Raw genomic sequence first — 12,447 nt, 5'->3', positions numbered from 1 at the left:
CGGTGCCAATATCTTATGGGGCGCATTGCCCTATAAGATATTGATATTAAATTATTTTTATAAGGCGGTGGTAGGCCCGGCAGGACTCGAACCTGCAACCAAAGCGTTATGAGCGCTCTGCTCTAACCAATTGAGCTACAGGCCCGCCTGAGGCAGAGGCTTATCACCTTGCTCCGGCCCGTCAAGCTTGCGCGGTCGCGCCCACTGCCTTATGGCGTCGCGGGAGCCAGCGGACGGAGAGCTTCGATGCCGAACTTGCCCATTTTGTGCCTGCGTTATCTGCTGTGGCTGGTCGGTGTCACTCTGGTGTTTCTGCTGGCGGTCAATCTGGCCGGGCTGCCGCTTGGTCCGGCGACGCAGGTGATCCTCGCCTCCGCCCCGGCGATCGAAATCGCCGCCAATGCCATTCGCCGCGCGGGCGTCATCCCGCCCTTCAGGGCCTGGGTTCAGCTCTGGGCGGCGATGTTTGCGATTTACGTGCTGCTGGAGCTGGTGTTCATCGCCACCTTCGCGCCGCAGCTTTTCGGCATTCTCGCGCGGATGGCGGAGGGCAGCCAGGGTTATCTGATTGCGCGCGCCATGGTTCTGCCGATGCTGGCGCTGTTTCTCTATCTGGGCGTGCGCTCGGAACGCGCGCGTCCCGGGCGGTAGCGGAGATGGACAGCCACCCGGCCCGCTGCTAGCAGGGCCGGGACTGTCAAAGGGGGCAAGATGACCGACGCGAAAAACAGCCTGACCTATGCCGAGGCGGGGGTCGATATCGACGCGGGCAACGATCTGGTCGAACGGATCAAGCCGCTTGCGGCGGCCACCGCCCGGCCCGGCGTGATGGCGGGCCTTGGCGGGTTCGGCGCGCTGTTCGATCTGAAAGCCGCGGGCTATGACGATCCGGTGCTGGTGGCCGCGACCGATGGCGTCGGCACCAAGCTGCGGATCGCGATTGATACCGGCAAGCTCGATACGATCGGCATCGACCTTGTGGCGATGTGCGTCAACGATCTGGTCTGTCAGGGGGCGGAGCCGCTGTTTTTTCTCGATTACTTCGCAACCGGCAAGCTGGATGTGGAGGGCGCGGCGCAGATCGTCGAAGGCATCGCACGGGGCTGCGAAGGTGCGGGCTGTGCACTGATCGGCGGAGAGACCGCGGAGATGCCGGGCATGTATCAGGCCGGTGATTTCGATCTTGCGGGCTTTGCGGTGGGGGCGATGGAACGCGGCGCGGTCTTGCCCGCCGGGGTCGGGGCGGGCGATGTGCTCCTGGGCCTCGCATCCGACGGGGTGCATTCGAACGGCTATTCGCTGGTCCGCCGGGTGGTCGATATGTCGGGTCTGGGATGGGACGCGCAGGCGCCCTTCGCCGCGGGGCCACTGGGCGCCGAATTGCTGACGCCGACGCGTCTTTACGTGAAACCGGCCCTTGCCGCCATCCGGGCGGGGGGCGTTCATGCGCTGGCCCATATCACCGGCGGCGGGCTGACCGAAAACCTGCCCCGCATCCTGCCGGACGGCATGGGCGCGCTGATCGATCTGGGCAGCTGGCCCCTTCCACCGGTCTTCGGATGGCTGGCGGATGTCGGCGGGATGGCCGAGGCCGAGATGCTGAAAACCTTCAATGCCGGCATCGGCATGGTTCTGGTCGTGGCGGAGGACGGGGCGGAGCGTCTGGCCGGGCTTCTGAGCGCCGAAGGGGAAACCGTGTTCCGCATCGGGACGGTCACGGAGGATGCGGGCATCCGGTATTCCGGGGCGCTTGGGTGAGCAAACGGGTGGCAATTCTGCTCTCGGGCGGCGGGTCCAACATGATCGCGCTGGCCGAGAGCATGACCGGCGATCATCCGGCGCGGCCCTGTCTGGTGCTGGCCAATTCCGAGCGGGCGGGCGGGCTGCAGAAGGCCGCCGCGCGGGGCATTCCGACCGCCGTCGTCGATCATCGGCAGTTCAGGGGCGACCGGCCCGCATTCGAGGCGGTTCTGAACGACAGGCTGGAGGCCGCCCGCCCCGATATCATCTGTCTTGCGGGGTTCATGCGTGTCCTCACCGAAGGTTTCGTGGCCCGCTGGCAGGGCCGGATGCTCAACATACATCCGTCGCTCCTGCCGAAGTACCGGGGCCTTGAGACCCATGCCCGCGCGCTTGCGGCGGGCGACGCGGAACATGGCTGCACCGTGCACGAGGTGACGCCCGCGCTGGATGACGGCCCGATCCTCGGTCAGGCCCGTGTGGCCATCGAGCCCGGCGATACGGCCGAGACGCTGGCCGCCCGCGTGCTGATCATGGAACACCGGCTTTATCCTGCGGTTCTGCGCCGCTTCGCGGCAGGCGACCGCCGGCCCGTTTTCCTGCCCTGAGCCCCTGCGTCGCACGCCGCGGATGCTCGCCGCCCCGGGCTTCTGGCCATCGCAGGAGCCCTAAGCGTCAAGACACTTTCAATTCCGATGCGGCTGGCCTATCACCGCGCCCCAGACAACCTATGACCCGTTTGCAGGAAAAGCTCCCGATTTTGCCCCAGACCCTGACCACCACCGATGCGCTTGCCGCGTTTTGCGCCCGCGCTGCCACCGTGCCCTATGTCACCGTCGATACCGAGTTTCTGCGCGAACGCACCTATTTCGCGCAGCTTTGCCTCGTCCAGCTTGCCCTGCCCGGCACCGATGAGAGCAACGCCGTTCTGATCGACCCGCTGGCGGACGGTATCTCGCTCGATCCGCTCTACGATCTGTTCGCGAACGAGGCCGTGGTGAAGGTATTCCATGCCGCGCGTCAGGATCTGGAGATTTTCCATGTGGAGGGCGATGTCGTCCCCACGCCGCTGTTCGATACGCAGGTGGCGGCCATGGTCTGTGGCTATGGCGATCAGGTCGGCTATGAAACGCTGGTCCGCAAGATCACCAAGGGCGGCGTCGACAAATCCTCGCGCTTCACCGATTGGTCCCGCCGTCCCCTGTCCGACGCGCAGAAAACCTATGCGCTGGCCGATGTCACGCATCTGCGCCAGATCTACGAGCATCTTGCCACACGGCTGGAAGAGACCGGTCGCACCGCCTGGATGGAAGAAGAACTGAGCACACTCACGGATGCCAGCAATTACGTGGTGGAGCCGGAAAACGCGTGGCGGCGGCTGAAGCTGCGCAGCAATTCCGGGCGGTTTCTGGCCATCGTCCGGGAACTGGCGGCGTTCCGCGAAACCCATGCCCAGACCCGCAATATTCCCCGCAACCGGGTGATCAAGGATGACGCGTTGATGGAGATCGCGTCGTCCAAGCCGAAATCCCTTGAAGATCTGGGCAAATCGCGGCTGCTTCTGCGCGAGGCGCGACGCGGCGAGATCGCCGAGGGGCTGATTGCCGCGGTGGCCCGGGGTGTCTCTGCCGATCCGAAAACCTTCCCCGACATGCCCGCGGGCCGTGACCGCTCGGCATTGAACCCGGCATTGGCGGATCTGTTGCGGGTGCTGTTGAAAGCCAAGGCGGAGGAGGCCGGCGTGGCGCAGAAACTGATCGCCTCGGCCGCCGATCTCGACGATATCGCGGCAGGGCACCATGACGGGCTCTGGTCCAAGGGGTGGCGCCGCAAGGTGTTCGGTGAGGATGCGCTGCGGCTCACGCGCGGCGAGATTGCGCTGTCGGCCAATGGCCAGAAGGTTCAGATCATCACGGTCTAGCCCGCGCCGGGCCGGTCGCTTGCGTCACCGCCGGTTGACGCTCCGCCGGTTCGTCTGGGCCTGCACGACGATGGTGCGGATCCCCTGCAAATCCTGATTGCTCAATTCGGTCCCGGCCAGAACCTCGCGGGAGCGCTGCGTGCCCTCCCGGGTGGCGACCGGGGGTTCGAAAACGCGGAACTCATAAACGATGCGGCCCTCGCCCCGTTCCACCTCGACCAGATCGGCCATCCAGTAGCCTTGCCGGGGCGGCAGACCCATCGCGCGCACGATCGCGCCGCCGGGATGCGGGTCCACGTTCAGGCTGATCACCTGCGCCACCAGCGGGCGCGGGTCGGTCACGACCACGGTTTCCACCACCGCAACCCGCTCTTCGCGGTCATTACCGAACCAGTTGAACGGGTTCAACCGCGTGGAACAGGCCGAAAGCCCCAGAATTACTGTCAGCGTGATCAGCAGACGAAATGCCATCTTGCCCCTCCGGCTTTTTCTTGAGGAAATGCGTAGCGCATTGGCCCGGCGATGAAAAGCGCCTCTGGACGTTTGCGGGTCTGCGGCCTACCTCAGGAACGCAATCGGATAACGGAGGTACCCATGGCCAGCGCGGCATTTGATGAGATCGCGGAAACCTTTGAGTTTCTGGACGATTGGGAAGACCGCTATCGCCATGTTATCGAGCTGGGCAAGGCCATGGACCCGCTGGAGGAGGCTTTTCGCGTGCCCGCCACCAAGGTGGACGGCTGCGCCAGCCAGGTCTGGATCCTGCCGCGGATCGACGGGCAGGGGCCCGATGCGGTGTTCAGTTTTCAGGGCGAAAGCGACGCGATGATCGTGCGCGGGCTGATCGCGGTGCTGCATGCGCTCTATTCCGGGCTGACCGTGGACGAGGTTCTGAAGGTCGATGCCGGCGGCGAACTGGCCCGGCTGGGATTGAACGATCATCTCTCCGCGCAGCGGTCCAACGGGTTGCGCGCGATGGTCGAGCGGATCCGGAAACTGGCCGGCGAAACCGTGGCCGCCGCCTGAGCCAGCCCCCCCTTGCAACCCGCGCCTACAAGGGGCGCAACGCGGCCTCCAGATCGCCGTAGCCGGTGAACCGCCGCTCGAAATCGAGCTTCAGGAATGCCGCGCAATCCCTTGCTTTCGCGGTCAGCGCAGGGTCGTCGGTCTGCGCCTGATAGACCAGCTTGGTGTAATGGCCGAAATACATGTCCCGCAACTCGGGGTGCCGGTCCAGGCCAAGCGGTTTCGTCACGAAGGCGTCGAATTGCCGGACAAGGAAATCGGTGAGATAGAAGGCGGATATCTCGTCACGTGCGGCAAACTCCGCATTCCCCTCGAAAAAACTGTAACAATGCGGGCCTTCGATCATCTCGACGCCCAGCTCGGCGCAGCGGGCCTGTAACAATCCGCCGGTCCCGCAATCGGCATATGCCACGAAAATCTCGCTGTATCTCCCGCGCTGCTCCGCGACGGCCTTGGCCACTGCGTCCGGAATTCTTTCGGGCGTGTTGTGCAATATCGCCGGCAGGCAATGCAGGTCCAGATGTGACCAGCCGTTTATGTTAATGATATCAATGATCTCGCGCGCCAGCGCCCCGCAGGCCAGGATCAGGACGCGCCCGTCTTTCTGTGCGTGGATGCCATGATTTGTCAGGGTTTCGTCATCTATGTGCATTGAAACACTTTACACCAGTCCGTGCGCTCACGGCGCTGTGGGTTGAGCGGATCAGACCCTTGGCCGAGTCTGGCGTCAAGACAAACCCGGATCTCAGACAGACCGCATTCGAAGGATAGTACCGATGACAGCCACCACAACGCCTACCGCCAGCAGCGCCAGCCTGCCCACGATCAATCTGCACACGCTCGCCCTGATCCTGATCAGCGGCGCGGCGGGCACACTGGCCTTCGACCTCTGGGGCAAGGCGATTTCACCGATGCTCGGGTTCGCGCAACTGGCGCCCGTCGGTCTGGCGCGCGGCTTTCTGGGCGCGCTTGGCCTGCCGAACGGTGCGGCGGCGGGGAACTTCATGCATCTCTTTCTGGTGGGGGCCATCGCCTATCCGGTGGGCTGGCTTTTCATCGCCCGCCCCGTCATCGCCCGCATCCTGCCCGGGCTGCATTGGGCCATCGGCTCGGCCATCTATGGGGCCGGTCTGTGGGTCTTCGCCATCGGCGGGATCACGATGATCGCGGGGCTGCCGTTCTTCCTTGGCTTTACCGGGATCACGTGGGTCGCTTTGGCCGGGCATGTGTTTTACGCCATCGCCGCGGCGGCCGCGGTTGCATATCTGGAACGGCTGCGGAGCCGGTGATCCAGCCGGATCGGGTGGGCAGGAACGAGGGCCCCGTGACGCGCGCGGGCCCTTCGGCGGTCAGGCGGGATGTCTTGTCTTGGGCCGGTCGTCCTACCCGGGGGCGGCAGGGTCAAACCGGCCTGAGGCGCGGCCCCAGAACCGCCAGCGCCAGCCCCGCCATGATCACCAGGGCCCCGGTCACCTCCAGCGGGGTGAGACGCTCGCCAAGCACCAGCGCCGCCGTGGCGATGCCCACGACCGGGATCAGCAGCGCGAAGGGCGTGACATCGGCGGCCTTGTGCCGTGCCAGAAGCGCGCCCCAGAGCGAATATCCCAGAACCGTCGAAATCAGCGCCACATAGACCACCGCAACCCATCCCTGCATGCTGAGCGCGGCAATCGTGGCGACGGGTTCCGGCCCCTCCACCGCCAGCGACAGGGCCAGCATCGGAACCGGCGGAACGAGGCTGGCCCAGATGAAGAGCGGCAGCATCGAAACGCCGCGCAGACCTTTCAGGACCAGATTGCCGCCAGCCCAGCACAGCGCCCCGCACAAGACCAGCCCAAGGCCCACCCGCGTCAGGTTTCCGCCCGCGCCCACGCCGAAAATCACCAGCCCCGCGACCGCGACCGAGATCCCGAGTATCTGAATGCCGCGCACCCGTTCCCCCAGAAACAGCGCCGACAGAAGGATCGTGAGCGGCGCCTGCGCCTGCAACAGCAACGAGGCCAGCCCGGCCGTCACATCCGCCCGCATCGCGGCGAAAAGAAACGCAAATTGCCCCATGTTGATCAGCGTGCCTACGGCGAGGATTTTCCACCATGGCACGGGCGGGCGGGGCAGAACGGCCAGCAGCGGCAACAGGATCAGAAAGCGCAGGCCCACGAAAAGAAAGGGCGGCAGTTCGTCCAACGCCAGCTTCATGGCCGTGAAATTGGAGCCCCAGGCGATAATCACGATCGCGACGATGGCAAGATCGCGGCCGTTCATACAGGCAGACGTCCGCTCGGAGACAGCAGCCATGCCGCGCGTCCCTCGATCACGATGGCCGAAAGCGGGCCACCAAAGGCCGCACCGGTGTCGATGTTCAGCCGGTTGCCATGGTGTTCGACCCGTTCGATGGGCGTGTGACCATGCACCACAAGCAGGCCGTGATCCTCGGTGCTTTCCAGAAAGTCCTTGCGGATCCAGATCAGATCCTCCGGGTCCTGCTGCTCCAGCGGGAGCCCCGGCCGGATGCCCGCATGCACGAACAGGCAGGCACCGTGCAGAAAGGTCAGCGGCAGCGACGTGATAAAGGCGTGTTCCGACGGGGATACATTGGCCTGCGCATCGCGTTGCAGTTCGGCGGTGGGCGCATCGGGATCCATCCCGAAGGAGGCAAGCGTCGCCCGCCCGCCAATGCCGGGCCTCAGATATCCGTTCGCCTGCGCGTCATCGGTGCCGGGAGGGTTGGTCAGGAAATCGTCCAGCATCTGCTCGTGATTGCCCTTCAGAACCACGATCCGGGCGTCGGCCTGCTGCCGCGCGCGCAGATAGCGCAGCACGCCGGCGCTGTCGGGCCCCCGGTCCACCAGATCGCCGATATGGACGATCGGGGCGGTCTCGTCGCCGCAGGCCGCGCGGTCCGTGGCGATCAACTCATGGGCAAGCTCCAGCTTGTCCAGATGACCGTGAATATCTCCGATGGCATAGGTTCGCATGGGGGCACCAAATCGGGATGGGGGGGCGGACGCAAGGGCAGAGATCCGGATGCGGCACGCGCGCGGGGGGCACTGCCTGCCGGGGCTGATGCCCGGCGCTTTGCCTCACGCGTCCCTCCGCCAGGGCGGCGAGAGACCGGGAAAGGAAAAAGGCGCGCCTTCCGGCCCGCCTTTTTCATCCACTCCGGTCCGCCGAACCGCTCAGGCGCTTGCGGCCATCTGGTTGTGCTTGCGCGCGATCCAGTCCTTGGCGGTTTCCACGGCCACGGCCGCATCCCGGCAATAGGCGTCGGCGCCGATGGCCTTGCCGAATTCCTCGTTCAGGGGGGCGCCGCCGACCAGCACGATGTAATCGTCGCGCAGGCCCTTTTCCTTCAGCGTGTCGATCACGACCTTCATATAGGGCATGGTCGTGGTCAGAAGGGCGGACATGCCAAGGATGTCGGGCTCCTCCGTCTCAAGAGCTTCGAGATAGCTTTCCACCGCGTTGTTGATGCCCAGATCGACCACCTCGAACCCGGCGCCTTCCATCATCATCGACACCAGGTTCTTGCCGATATCGTGGATGTCGCCCTTGACCGTGCCGATCACCATCTTGCCGACGCGCGGGGCCCCGGTTTCGACCAGAAGCGGTTTCAGGATCGCCATACCGCCCTTCATTGCATTGGCCGCCAGCAGAACCTCGGGCACGAACAGGATCCCGTCCCGGAAATCGTTGCCCACGATGGTCATGCCGCCCACCAGCGCTTCCGTCAGGATGCGGTAGGGCGCCCAATCGCGCGCCAGCAGGATGTTGACGCCTTCCTCGATCTCTTCCTTCAGACCGTCATAGAGGTCGTCGAACATCTGTTGGACAAGCTCGTCATCGTCCAGATCCGCGAGAATGATGTCGTCTTCTTCTTCGGACATGATTAGGCTCTCCCTCTTCTGGGTGTCCTGGGCGCATTTTGACCATTAGCTAGGCTACGTGGGAAAATTGACGCGTTGGATTGCGACACAGGCCGTGCTGCGACCGACCTGCGCTTGCGAATGTTCTTGTTGCGTTCTACATTCCGGGGATGGAAACGGACCCGACCCTTTCCCCCGATCGCCGCAAGGGCCGGGGGGCCGCCAGCAACCGAACCGGCCGGTTCGAGCGATTTGAAAGAACAGGATTTTCCGATGGTTGGGCGGAGGAGGAAGCCCTGCCGCCGCTGAAGACCGAGGTGCGGGAGGAACTGGCGAAGTCCATCATCACCCGCAACACGAGCCCCGACATCCCGTTCGACCGCTCCATCAACCCCTATCGCGGCTGCGAACATGGGTGCATCTACTGCTTTGCGCGGCCAAGCCACGCCTATTGGGGCCTGTCCCCGGGGCTCGATTTCGAAACGCGGCTGACCGCCAAGCCCAACGCGCCCGCGCTGCTGGAGGCGGAGTTGCGCAACCCGCGCTACCGCCCCCGCGTGATCGCCATCGGCACCAATACCGACCCCTACCAACCCATCGAGCGGGACCGGCGCATCATGCGCGGCGTCCTTGAGGTGTTGCAGGCGTTTCAGCACCCGGTCGGCATCGTCACCAAGGGTACGCTGGTGGAGCGGGACACGGATATCCTGGGGGCCATGGGGCAGGCGGGGCTGGCGCGGGTCGGCATCTCGGTCACCACGCTGGATCCGGGTCTGGCCCGCAAGATGGAGCCGCGCGTGCCGTCGCCCGCGCGCCGTCTGCGGGCGATCGAGGTTCTGTCCCGTGCCGGCTGCGAGGTGCGGGTGATGGTATCGCCCATCGTGCCCGGCCTCACCGATCCCGAGATCGAGGCGATCCTGACGGCCGCCCGCGACGCCGGTGCGGTGGCGGCAAGTTTCGTGACTCTGCGCCTGCCGCGGGAGGTCTCGCCGCTCTGGCGCGACTGGCTGGAAGAGCACTACCCGGCGCGGTTCAACAGGGTGATGGAGAAAATCCGCGAGATGCATGGCGGGCAGGATTACCGCAGCGACTGGGGCAAGCGGATGACGGGCACTGGCACCTATGCGGCGCTGATCCGGGCCCGGTTTCGCCGGGCGTCCCGGGCGCTCGGGCTGGACCGCGACCTGCCACCGCTCAGGACGGATCTGTTTTGCCCGCCGCCGGCGAAGGGCGATCAGCTCAGCCTTCTGTGATGTCGCCCGCCCCGCCGCCGGAACAGCCCCGTGCCGGACAAGGGTTGGGTCAGGGAAACGGGGCCGCGTTGCGGCACTCGCCACGGAAAGGGTCATGACACACGCCCCCGTCACCCGCGCGTACGGCGGCGGCTTGGGCGCGCGCGCGTCGGCCCGGCCCCGTCGGTGCCATCGCTGTCGGAGGAAAACCCGCCCAGGGCGGCGGTGATCGCCTCCAGCGTGGGCGCTGCCGATTTCGGCTCGGTCTCCAGCGCCGCGCGCATCTTGCGCAGATGCTCGGGCTGGGTGCCGCAGCAGCCGCCGATGATCGTGGCGCCCGCATCGCGGGCCAGCACCGCATAGCGCGCCATCAGATCGGGCGTGCCATCGTAGTGGATATGCCCGTCCACATATTTCGGAATGCCGGCATTGCCCTTGGCGATCACCGGCCGCTCGTTGCCCGAGGCGCGAAAGCCCAGAACCGTCCGCAGCAGGTCCGACGCGCCGACCCCGCAATTGGCCCCGTAGGCCAGCGGTTTGTGGTCCAGCCGTTCCACCATCTCGGACATCGCGGCCGAGGTCAGGCCCATCATCGTGCGTCCCGCGGTGTCGAAGCTCATCGTGCCGCACCATGGCATATCGGCCAGCCGGGCAGCCTCGGCGGCGGCCTTGTATTCCTCCGCCGCGCTGATCGTCTCGACCCAGAGCACGTCGGCCCCGCCGGCCTTCAGCCCTTCGGCCTGTTCATGGAACATCTCCACCGCGCTTTCGTGGGTCAGGGCGCCCATCGGGGCCATGATCTCGCCCGTGGGGCCCATCGAGCCTGCCACGATCACCCGCCGTCCGGCCTTGTCGGCCACCTCGCGGCCGATCTCGGCGGCGGCCTTGTTCAGCTCGAAGGCGCGATCCTGCGCATCATGCAGCTTCAGCCGCGCGCGCGTGCCTCCGAAGGAATTGGTCAGAAACAGATCCGACCCGGCCTCCACCGCCCCGGAATAGAGCGCGGTGATCCGGTCGGGATGCTCCACATTCCATAACTCGGGCGCATCGCCTGATTGCAGGCCCATGTTGAACAGCGTGGTTCCCGTCGCCCCGTCGGCCAGAAGCCAGTCACGGGTCGCCAGAAGCTCGGACAGCGCATCGGTCATGTGAATTGGGTCTTTCCTACTTGCAAGCAGGCCGGACATGGCGTCTGCGCCCCTTCTGCGCAAGCTTATTCTCTGCATAATGGTTATGAGCCGCCTTGCAGGGCATGCGGATCGCCGCCTGTCGCGCGCCGATCTGCACGATCACCGCACCTGTCCCGGGCGCGGAGCAATGCCGGGATCGCAGGCGCGGCCCACCCCGGTCTTCACGCAAAACGGCCCCGCGGGCATGGATCCGTCGGGGCCGTCGGAATGTGGGGTCGTGTCGACGATCTAGGCTTCGTTCAGAAGCTGGCCCTTGGCCACCGCCAGAAGCTCGGCATACTTGGCGCGGATCTCGGCCTCCGGCACCCGGTCGCCCAGATCGCCCATCACCTTGCGCATCACATCTTCGTGCCCGGCCTCTTCGAAATCGGCCTTCACGACCTCGGCGGCATAGGCATTCGCCTCGTCGCCGGTCTTGCCCAGAATATCCGCCACCCACAATCCCATCAGCTTGTTGCGCCGGGCTTCGGCCTTGAAAGCCATTTCGGCGTCATGGGCGAATTTTGACTCGAACGCGTGTTCGCGATCATCGAAGGTGGTCATGTCTGTTCTCCGTTCACAGGGAATGCCGGTCGACCCCATTATGCCGGGTGGACACAGGCTCGCAAGCGGATATGGCCCATCTGCCTTGCGACAGAGCGCCCGATGGCCTATAGCGCGGCTCAATTGACGGAATGTGGGGGCACGTTTCGGCCCCCTTTCACGGAGACAATATGGCACGGCGCAAACTGGTCTACGAAGGCAAGGCCAAAATCCTCTATGAGGGGCCTGAACCCGGCACATTGGTGCAATATTTCAAGGATGATGCCACCGCCTTCAACGCCGAGAAACGCGATGTGATCGACGGCAAGGGCGTGCTGAACAACCGCCTGTCGGAGTTCTTCATGACCGGTCTGGGCAATATCGGCGTGCCGACCCATTTCATCCGCCGCATCAACATGCGCGAACAACTGATCCGCGCGGTGGAGATCATTCCGCTGGAGGTGGTCGTGCGCAACGTGGCGGCCGGCTCGATCTCTAAGCGCCTGGGCATTGACGAGGGCACGGCCCTGCCGCGCCCGATCGTGGAATTCTACTTCAAGGACGACGCCCTCGGCGATCCGCTGGTGAGCGAAGAGCACGCCATCGCCTTCGGCTGGGCCAGCCAGCAGGATCTGGACGACATGATCTCGCTGGCGCTGCGCGTGAATGACTTCATGAGCGGCCTGATGATGGGGGTCGGCATCAAGCTGGTGGATTTCAAGATCGAGATCGGGCGGATCTGGGACGGCGACTACATGCGCCTGATCGTCGCCGACGAGATCAGCCCCGACAGCTGCCGGCTCTGGGACATGGAGACCGGGCAGAAATTCGACAAGGACGTGTTTCGCCGCGATCTGGGCAATCTGGCCGATGCATATACCGAGGTTGCGCGGCGTCTGGGCGTGATGCCCACCAATGCCGCGCCGGTGACGAAACCGACCTTGATCAACTGA

The 12,447-nt window shown here is 65.1% G+C and carries 16 protein-coding genes and 1 tRNA gene; 9 read left to right on the top strand and 8 right to left on the bottom strand.

All coding sequences use genetic code 11. The features are described from left to right. Positions 1 to 68 precede the first annotated feature (68 nt). Positions 69 to 145 (bottom strand) — tRNA-Ile (locus tag ACQ651_RS08425). 101 nt (positions 146 to 246) lie between these two features. Between ACQ651_RS08425 and ACQ651_RS08420 the strand changes: the two genes are divergently transcribed. The 4 genes from ACQ651_RS08420 (at position 247) to rnd (ending at position 3,661) form a co-directional block, all read left to right on the top strand. Then, complete coding sequence (locus ACQ651_RS08420; RefSeq protein ID WP_430449020.1) at positions 247 to 651, top strand: hypothetical protein; 405 nt, start codon at positions 247 to 249, stop codon at positions 649 to 651. Between the two features lie 60 nt (positions 652 to 711). After that, entirely contained in the window at positions 712 to 1,758 is a 1,047-nt protein-coding gene (gene purM, locus ACQ651_RS08415; protein WP_430449019.1) for a phosphoribosylformylglycinamidine cyclo-ligase, read from the top strand. Then, complete coding sequence (gene purN / locus ACQ651_RS08410; RefSeq protein WP_430449018.1) at positions 1,755 to 2,348, top strand: phosphoribosylglycinamide formyltransferase; 594 nt, start codon at positions 1,755 to 1,757, stop codon at positions 2,346 to 2,348. Before purM ends, purN begins: the two co-directional genes overlap by 4 nt. A 122-nt stretch (positions 2,349 to 2,470) precedes the next feature. Further along, positions 2,471 to 3,661, top strand: a complete 1,191-nt coding sequence (gene rnd, locus ACQ651_RS08405) for a ribonuclease D (RefSeq protein ID WP_430449017.1) — start codon at positions 2,471 to 2,473, stop codon at positions 3,659 to 3,661. Positions 3,662 to 3,685: 24 nt separating this feature from the next. Here rnd and ACQ651_RS08400 read toward each other — a convergent pair whose 3' ends face one another. Continuing rightward, positions 3,686 to 4,132, bottom strand: a complete 447-nt coding sequence (locus tag ACQ651_RS08400; protein WP_227286762.1) for a hypothetical protein — start codon at positions 4,130 to 4,132, stop codon at positions 3,686 to 3,688. Positions 4,133 to 4,255: 123 nt separating this feature from the next. Between ACQ651_RS08400 and ACQ651_RS08395 the strand changes: the two genes are divergently transcribed. Next, the gene (locus ACQ651_RS08395) at positions 4,256 to 4,687 is read left to right on the top strand and encodes a SufE family protein (RefSeq protein ID WP_227286760.1); all 432 of its coding nucleotides are present in this window, start codon (positions 4,256 to 4,258) and stop codon (positions 4,685 to 4,687) included. 25 nt (positions 4,688 to 4,712) lie between these two features. Here ACQ651_RS08395 and ACQ651_RS08390 read toward each other — a convergent pair whose 3' ends face one another. After that, positions 4,713 to 5,339, bottom strand: coding sequence for a DUF1638 domain-containing protein (locus ACQ651_RS08390; protein WP_430449016.1), 627 nt, complete (start codon positions 5,337 to 5,339; stop codon positions 4,713 to 4,715). Between the two features lie 124 nt (positions 5,340 to 5,463). Here ACQ651_RS08390 and ACQ651_RS08385 point away from each other — a divergent pair, with 124 nt between their 5' ends. Next, complete coding sequence (locus ACQ651_RS08385; RefSeq protein WP_430449015.1) at positions 5,464 to 5,976, top strand: hypothetical protein; 513 nt, start codon at positions 5,464 to 5,466, stop codon at positions 5,974 to 5,976. 112 nt (positions 5,977 to 6,088) lie between these two features. Here the strand turns inward: ACQ651_RS08385 and ACQ651_RS08380 are convergent, their stop codons facing one another. From ACQ651_RS08380 to ACQ651_RS08370, 3 genes are all read right to left on the bottom strand, one after another. Next, positions 6,089 to 6,982 (bottom strand): EamA family transporter, encoded by an 894-nt coding sequence (locus tag ACQ651_RS08380; protein ID WP_375552094.1) that lies wholly within the window; start codon positions 6,980 to 6,982, stop codon positions 6,089 to 6,091. Further along, complete coding sequence (locus tag ACQ651_RS08375; RefSeq protein WP_430449014.1) at positions 6,946 to 7,662, bottom strand: metallophosphoesterase family protein; 717 nt, start codon at positions 7,660 to 7,662, stop codon at positions 6,946 to 6,948. Before ACQ651_RS08375 ends, ACQ651_RS08380 begins: the two co-directional genes overlap by 37 nt. Positions 7,663 to 7,863: 201 nt before the next feature. Then, positions 7,864 to 8,571, bottom strand: coding sequence for a corrinoid protein (locus ACQ651_RS08370; protein WP_121899532.1), 708 nt, complete (start codon positions 8,569 to 8,571; stop codon positions 7,864 to 7,866). Between the two features lie 149 nt (positions 8,572 to 8,720). On the opposite strand from ACQ651_RS08370, the gene ACQ651_RS08365 reads away from it, so the two are divergent. Further along, on the top strand, positions 8,721 to 9,803 hold the full coding sequence (locus ACQ651_RS08365; protein ID WP_375552096.1) for a PA0069 family radical SAM protein: 1,083 nt from the start codon (positions 8,721 to 8,723) through the stop codon (positions 9,801 to 9,803). A 110-nt stretch (positions 9,804 to 9,913) separates the two neighbouring features. On the opposite strand, the gene bmt is transcribed toward ACQ651_RS08365, so the two are convergent. After that, positions 9,914 to 10,930: a betaine--homocysteine S-methyltransferase gene (gene bmt / locus ACQ651_RS08360; RefSeq protein WP_375552097.1), complete on the bottom strand. Its 1,017-nt coding sequence runs from the start codon at positions 10,928 to 10,930 to the stop codon at positions 9,914 to 9,916. 85 nt (positions 10,931 to 11,015) lie between these two features. On the opposite strand from bmt, the gene ACQ651_RS08355 reads away from it, so the two are divergent. Then, the gene (locus ACQ651_RS08355; protein WP_430449013.1) at positions 11,016 to 11,204 is read left to right on the top strand and encodes a hypothetical protein; all 189 of its coding nucleotides are present in this window, start codon (positions 11,016 to 11,018) and stop codon (positions 11,202 to 11,204) included. Here ACQ651_RS08355 and ACQ651_RS08350 read toward each other — a convergent pair. Further along, positions 11,201 to 11,515: a DUF1476 domain-containing protein gene (locus tag ACQ651_RS08350; RefSeq protein ID WP_227286748.1), complete on the bottom strand. Its 315-nt coding sequence runs from the start codon at positions 11,513 to 11,515 to the stop codon at positions 11,201 to 11,203. The genes ACQ651_RS08355 and ACQ651_RS08350 overlap by 4 nt on opposite strands. Before the next feature lie 170 nt (positions 11,516 to 11,685). Between ACQ651_RS08350 and purC the strand changes: the two genes are divergently transcribed. Then, positions 11,686 to 12,447, top strand: coding sequence for a phosphoribosylaminoimidazolesuccinocarboxamide synthase (purC, locus tag ACQ651_RS08345; protein WP_121899528.1), 762 nt, complete (start codon positions 11,686 to 11,688; stop codon positions 12,445 to 12,447).

Origin of the sequence: Rhodophyticola sp. (assembly GCF_965284195.1) — a bacterium.
GTDB lineage: Bacteria > Pseudomonadota > Alphaproteobacteria > Rhodobacterales > Rhodobacteraceae > Rhodophyticola.
Note: the sequence above shows the minus strand (reverse complement) of the source record. Positions and strands in the feature narration are given on the sequence as shown.